The organism is Mesorhizobium sp. M2A.F.Ca.ET.037.01.1.1 (genome assembly GCF_003998075.1).
Taxonomy (GTDB): Bacteria; Pseudomonadota; Alphaproteobacteria; order Rhizobiales; family Rhizobiaceae; genus Mesorhizobium.
Genome location: NZ_RZSA01000286.1, coordinates 1 through 6788 on the forward strand (window position 1 = coordinate 1; position 6788 = coordinate 6788).

Genomic DNA, 6788 nt, shown 5'->3' on the forward strand with positions numbered 1-6788 from the left:
GAAATGGATCCAGCGTCAGACAAGCCAAAGCATGGATGATGCGGCGCTCAAGGACTATCTGCGCGAAAGCCACCGCCTGGTCGTGCTGAAGCTGACCACACAGGCACGCAAGCAATTGGGGCTCGCGCAAACTGGCTGATGTTCCTCAAGGCACTTGAAATCCGCCATCTTCATGCCCGGTTCATGTTGGAACCTTAACTTGGGTAACTGGTTTGCTGGCGAAGATTCGCCCGTCAGAAGCCAGAGTCGACCGGAGAGCTTGACCCCCATGCTGCGCTTGATCTTTTCCCTATCGGCACTCGCGGCCGGGCTGGCGTCTTCCGGCGCGTTCGCCGCGCCGAGCGCGGATGGCCCGCAAGGCGTGCGCCCGGCTGAACGCGGCGTGCTGATGCTGGCCCAGGAAGGCAATATCGATATCTATTACGACGCCAGGGGCAATCGGGTGCTGGTCGATGCCGACACCGGCAAGGTCATCGCGATCCAGCCGCCGGGGAGCAGGCTCGGCCGCCGGGCGCTTCGCCGGCAGCGCATGCAGGAGCTCGGCCGCGCGCCGGCCGAGGACGACGACCGCTACTATCTCGACAATCCCGAGGACATGGCTCGCTTCCGCCGGCGGCAGCTGGAGGAGAATGGCCGGGTCATCCCGCCGCCGGTCGACGAATACGATCCCAATAGCGGCGACAATTCCGTCGATGCCTATCCGCCGGCGCCCAACAATGACGAAGGCTACGCCACCACCTATCCGGAAGAGCCGAAGTCCAACACGATCAAGCGCCAGCCGCTGAACGAGGCGTCGATCGACCCGGAGCAGCCGGGCCAGGGCGAGGTGCTGCAGACCAATCCGCAGGCCTCGTTGCCGCCGAACACGGGCGGCAAGGCCAGTGTCGATCCGTCGCTGTCGCTCGGGGTGCGTCAGGATGTTGCCGCGCTGCAGGTGCTGCTCGATCGCGGCGGCGCCTCGCCGGGCGTGATCGATGGGCGCTTCGGCTCCAATGTCGACAAGGCGCTGGCCGCCTATAACGAAATAAACGGCACCAATCTGAAGTCGACAGATGCGGTCGGCATCCAGGCCGCGCTCGCCCAGTCGGGCGGCGATCCCTTTGCTTCCTACACGATCACGCCGGAAGACGCGGCCGGCCCGTATGTCGCCTCGATCCCCGAGGATTACAGCCAGAAGGCCAAGCTCAACTGCATGTGCTACACCTCGGTCACCGAGGCGCTGGCCGAGCGCTTCCACATGGACGAGACCTATCTGAAGTCGATCAACAAGGGGGTCGACTTCAATCGCCCCGGCACGATGATCAAGGTCGCCAATTTCGGCAAGCTGGTCTCGACGCCGGTGACGCGCATCATCGCCGACAAGACCAAGAAGGAAGTCTACGCCTATGATGGCAGCGGCAAGCTGGTCGCGGCCTATCCGGCGACGATCGGCTCGGCCGACACGCCGTCGCCGACCGGCATCCATGCCGTCTCGCGCATCGCGCTCGACCCGAACTACACCTACAATCCCAACATCAATTTCAAGCAGGGCCAGAACGACAAGATCCTGACCGTCCCGCCGGGACCAAACGGTCCGGTCGGCTCGGTGTGGATCGCGCTCGACAAGCCGACTTACGGTATCCATGGCACGCCCGATCCCTCCAAGATCGGCAAGACCGAGAGCCATGGCTGCGTGCGCCTGACCAACTGGGATGCGCGCGAGCTTGCCAAGCTGGTGTCGCCGGGCGTCACGGTGGAGTTCGTCGGCGGACCAACGATCGCGGAGGTCGGCGGGACCTCAACCGATGAGTTTACGCAGCAGTGAGGCGCGCGGCGCCGCGGCATAGATGAGCTGCACCAGCAGGATGAAGCCTATGCCGAGCAGCGGCGTGATCAGGCACAGCGCCGCGCCGACCGCCCACAGGGTCTGCGCCTTGACGATACGATTGTAGACGGTGCGCCGCGTTTCAGCGTCGACGTCCTCGGCGATCATGCCGTTCCTGTCGGCATACCACCAACTGGCGAACAGCGTCGCGCCCAGCATCAGCAGGTTCAGCCAGTAGACCAGCACCGCGATCCTGAACTCGAGGAAATCGGCCAGCAGGTCGGTCGAGAAGGGCAATAGTGCGATAAAGGCAAGAAAGCACAGGTTGAGCGTCGCCAGCCTGCGGTCCGACTTGGCGATCAGGCCATGCTGCGCCTGCTGGCCGAACCAGAAGATGGTGAGCGTCAGGAAGCTCAGCGCATAGGTCAGAAAGCGTGGCGCGAGCGCGAGGATCGCTCCGAGCAGCTCGCCTTCCGAGTGCACCGCCTCATGCGCCGGCACCCTGATCTCCAGGACGATCAGGGTCAGCGCGATTGCGAAGACGCCGTCGGTTATGCCGACGATGCGCCCGCGTCCTTCCGCCGACGGTTCGAGCGGTCGCTTCATGGCTTCCCCCTCCATACCTAATGTTGGAACCTAGCACGCGATCGACGGTTTGCCTTCAAGATTGCCGCTCACCTCGCCACCGGCCAGTGCCATCTGATTTCAAGAACAGCGATGCTCTGGCTCGTTGTTGCAATCATTCCGGAGGGCTAAGCAGGGATTCATGTCATCCGCGAACGAAACCACGGCCGATTCGCATTCGCCCACGCGGGCGAACGGCACGTTCTGTCCCCAAACGCAGCGCAAATTCGTGCTGGTGTCGGCAATCCTTGCCTCGGCGCTCGGCTTCATCGACGGCTCGATCCTGGCGATCGCCATGCCGGCGCTGCGCGCCGACCTCGGCGCCAGCCTGGCGGAAGCGCAGTGGATTTCCAACGCCTATGCGCTGACGCTCTCGGCGCTCATCCTGGCTGGCGGTGCCGCAGGCGACCGGTTCGGGCTGCGGCGCGCCTTCGTCACCGGCATCGCGCTGTTCATCGCCGCCTCGCTCGCCTGCGCGGTGGCGCCCGATCCGGCCATATTGATCGCCTTCCGCGCCATCCAGGGCATCGGCGCGGCGATCATGGTGCCGGGCAGCCTCGCCATCATCGCCAAAGCCTATCCGAAGAAGGAGCGCGGCCGGGCGATCGGCATCTGGGCCGCCGCATCGGCGCTGACCACGGCGCTCGGCCCCGTTCTGGGCGGCTTTGTTTTGACGACGTTCGGCAACGGGGTCTGGCGCGCGATCTTCGCCATCAACCTGCCGCTTGGGCTGATCTCCATCTATCTGCTTTTGGCCAAGGTGCCGGCCGACAAACCGACCGAAAAACGCAGCCTCGACCTTGGGGGCGCCGCGCTGGCGACGCTTGCCTTCGGCCTGCTCGCGTATGGACTGACGGCCATGAATGCCAAAGGCGGCGGAATGCTGTCAACGCCCGCGATCGTTGCCGGTGTGGTCCTGCTCTTTGTCTTCATCGCTTATGAGCGCTGGCAGCGCGATCCGATGATCGATCTCGGCCTGTTCCGCATCCGCGCCTTTGCCGGCGCCAACCTGGCGACATTCTTCCTCTATTTCGCGCTGTCGGCCAATCTGTTCTACCTGCCGATGCTTCTGATCGCCGGCTGGAGGTTGAGCGAGGCCGAGGTCGGCTTCATCTTCCTGCCGCTGTCGGCATTGATCGCGCTTCTGTCCGGGCCGGTCGGCCAGTGGTCGGACCGGATCGGTCCGCGCTTTCCGATCGCCTGCGGCAGCATGGTCGTCGCTATCGCCTTCGCCGGCCTCGCTTTGCTCACGCATTTCGGCATCCACAATTTCTGGACCGGGACATTTCCGCTGATGGCGCTGATGGGGCTAGGCATGGCGCAAGTCGTGTCACCGTTGTCGACCGCGGTCATGACGTCCGTCGAGGATAAGGATACCGGCGCCGCGTCCGGCATCAACAATGCGGTCTCGCGCGTCGGCGGCCTGATCGCGGTGGCGGCGATGGGTTCGCTGGCGGCCTGGGTTTACGCGCGGATCATCGGCAATGCTTCCGGGGTGCCAGGTTTCGGCGAGCCGCCCGCTTCCGGGCTTGCGGCCAATCTCGACGCGGCCAGAGTGGCGGCAAGCGATTCGGCTTTCACCGCGGTCGCGGCGGTCACGGCGTTGCTTTGCGTGCTTTCTTCCCTTATCGCCTGGTTCACGGTTCCCGGACAGGCATCGCCCTGGCCGCGGCAGACAGACGAATCGCGCGATTAGAGCAATTCCAGGAAAAGTGTGAGCGGTTAGGCCCGTCGACTTCGCCGTAGCCTTCCGTCTGGAATTGCGTCGAAACAGGTGGAGCGGTTCCTGGAACTGCTTAGTTCGGAAGCTGCGAATCAGTCTTGGCGCTGGCGACCTTCAGCGAGTTGCCGTCTTCCTGCTTCAGAAGATCGTCGATGCGCTCGCGCTCTTTCTTGAAGGCCACGAGATCGTCACCCTTCAGCACCTTGCCGACCGGCAGGCGCACGCGCATCGAATCGACCTTGGTGCCATTGACGATGAGTTCGTAGTGAAGATGCGGGCCCGTCGACAGGCCGGTCTGGCCGAGATAGCCGATGACTTGACCCTGGCGGACATGGACGCCGGGCTCGATGCCTTTGGCAAAAGCGCTCTGGTGGTTGTAGGACGTCTCGTAGCCATTGGCATGGCGGATGATGATCTGCTTGCCATAGCCGCCGGCCCAGCCGGCCTTTTCCACGACGCCATTGCCGGCCGCGATGATGGGCGATCCGATGGGGGCAGCCCAGTCCGTGCCGGTGTGCATGCGCACATAGCCCAGAATCGGGTGACGGCGCGCGCCGAAGCCGGAGGTGAAGCGCCCGTTGGGGAGCGGGTTGCGCAGCAGGAACTGCTTGGCGCTCGAACCGTTCTCGTCGAAATAGTCGGTGCTGCCGTCCTGCATCTGGAAGCGATAGAAATTCCGCGTCTGCCCGCCGAAGGTCGCCGACACGTAGAGAAGCTCGGAATTGTCGGAGGTCTGGTCGTCGCCGTCGGGCTGCGAGAACAGCACCTCCAGCCGGTCGGCCGGCGAAAGCCGCGACTGGAAATCGACGTCGGAAGCGAGGAGCTTGATCAGCTTCTGCGTCATAGCTTTCGACATGCCGTAGGAATAGGCGGTGCGATAGATGCCGTCATAGACATTGGGCAGGTTGCCGCGCACCACCACCGGCTGCGAATCATCGAACGCCGTCAAAAGCTCGGGATTTGGCTCCGGCTCCTGGGCCGGCACAAACTGGCCGCGGTCGTCGAGCGCGATGGTGACGATGTGCGTGGTCTTGTCATAGACGCTGGTGCGCACGACCTTGGCGATGTCGCCGCGCACTTCGAGGCCGACACGCAGCACCGTCCCGGCCTTGAGCGCCGTGGCGTTCAACAACTTGCCGATCGCTTCCGCCATGCCGGTGGCGTCAGCGCCGGTGTAGCCCGAATCGGCATAGGCCTCGGCGATCTCGGTATCCTCGGTGAAGGGGATGATTTCCTCGGCGAAGGCCGGCGTCTGATCTTCCAGGGTGGCGCGCGGCGCCACCGAAACGTTTTCCTGGGTGATCTTCACGTCGTAGGAACCGGCCATCGATTCGGCGAAGGCGTCGCCGAATCGCTGCGGATCGACATAATGCAGCGCCGCCACCTGGACGGCGCCGTCGCTCAAGCCGTTGCTGGCGTCGCGAACCACCTTTTCCACCTCGTCGGCGGAAAGGTCGCTCTTTTCGTCGAAGGAAGCGGTCTCGATCGGGAAATCGACCGTCTTCAGGCTCATTTCGCTCTCGACCTTGGCGCCGTAGATCTGCGCGGCGGCCGCGGTGGCCGTTGCCGGCTGGGCGTTGTCGTCGCTGTCGTCGCCGAACACCTGCAACGGGTCGAAGGGCGGATAGGGGCGGTTGGTCGTGTGGCCGGCGGCCAGAGCCATCTTGATCTGCACGAAAGGCATGGTGTGGATGACGTCGCGGTCACCGACCTTGGTGACCATCGACACTTCCATGCGCCGCCGGTCCTTTGCCCGGGCGATCTGGCGGGGTGCCACCAGCCTGGTGGTCTTTGCCTGCTCGCCGGAATCATCGCCGCCGCCGGCGAGACCGATGAGCTCGGCGATTTCCGGCGGGGTGGCGAGCTGCTGGCGCCCGTCGAGCGCCGCAAACAATGCCACGCCCATCAGCACGCTCGAGGTCACACCGGTGAGGAAGGTACCCGACAGCCAGCGCGCCGAGACCTCGCGGCGGTCAGGCGGACCGCTGCGGCCGTCCGCGATCAGCGGCGGCTCGTTGCCGAGTTCGGCTATGACCTCTTCGGTGTCCGGCATCCAGAAAGGCTGCTTCTTCCCCAGGCGAAACGGCTTGTCGTTCTCGTTGCGGCCATGACATTTGCCTGTCACGGCCGTTGAAGTCAACGAAGCGGCAAGCCGGCCGATATCCCCAATGATGCGTCTCTTGCGAGACGGCGCTCTTGTCGTCTGTCGCGGTCGTCTGTTTTGGGGGCGCCTCACACATACGCGCGCGCCTTCCTTCTATGGGCTGGTTTCACGCCTTAATGCGGCGGCAATAGGGCCCGCTGTGGATGACCCAAGGGTTGCCGCGGAGGCAGTCGGCTATCGAAAAGGCGGGCTGAAAAATTTGTCGCAAAAAATTCAAAAAAGTTCGAAATCGGTGTTGACGCCTCGAGTGCCCCCCGACTATATACGCCTCACCAACGACGGCGGCGACGCTGCTGGCGACCAAGAAGTTCGCTTCTGAGTATCGCGAGAGTTGGAACGAATTCAAGAGAGCCGCGTGAGCGACACTCGGAGGGCCCCGGAGCCAAGAGCGAAGCGGGCCGAGACATCGCGTTTGTGGTGTCTGTTCTTTGACAATTGAATATTGAAGAAAGAGAAACGTGGGCGGCAGAGTC

4 protein-coding genes and 1 pseudogene are annotated in these 6788 nt (G+C 63.8%); 3 read left to right on the forward strand and 2 right to left on the reverse strand.

Annotation, left to right across the window (positions count from 1 at the left end; genetic code table 11):
- Nucleotides 1-139 (forward strand): annotated as a pseudogene (locus EOA27_RS42125) (MmcQ/YjbR family DNA-binding protein); the annotation flags it as partial.
- A gap of 129 nt (nt 140-268) precedes the next feature.
- On the forward strand, nt 269-1804 hold the full coding sequence (locus EOA27_RS16005) for a L,D-transpeptidase family protein (protein WP_127256673.1): 1536 nt from the start codon (nt 269-271) through the stop codon (nt 1802-1804).
- Here the strand turns inward: EOA27_RS16005 and EOA27_RS16010 are convergent.
- Nucleotides 1778-2410 (reverse strand): TMEM175 family protein, encoded by a 633-nt coding sequence (locus EOA27_RS16010; protein WP_126081094.1) that lies wholly within the window; start codon nt 2408-2410, stop codon nt 1778-1780. The two genes, EOA27_RS16005 and EOA27_RS16010, sit on opposite strands and share 27 nt — an antisense overlap.
- A gap of 160 nt (nt 2411-2570) precedes the next feature.
- Here EOA27_RS16010 and EOA27_RS16015 point away from each other — a divergent pair, with 160 nt between their 5' ends.
- Nucleotides 2571-4124 carry an MFS transporter gene (locus EOA27_RS16015; RefSeq protein ID WP_126081095.1) on the forward strand — a complete coding sequence of 518 codons (1554 nt, stop codon included), beginning with the start codon at nt 2571-2573 and terminating at the stop codon, nt 4122-4124.
- 100 nt (nt 4125-4224) lie between these two features.
- On the opposite strand, the gene EOA27_RS16020 is transcribed toward EOA27_RS16015, so the two are convergent.
- On the reverse strand, nt 4225-6204 hold the full coding sequence (locus EOA27_RS16020; protein WP_189343063.1) for a M23 family metallopeptidase: 1980 nt from the start codon (nt 6202-6204) through the stop codon (nt 4225-4227).
- Between the last annotated feature and the right edge of the window lie 584 nt (nt 6205-6788).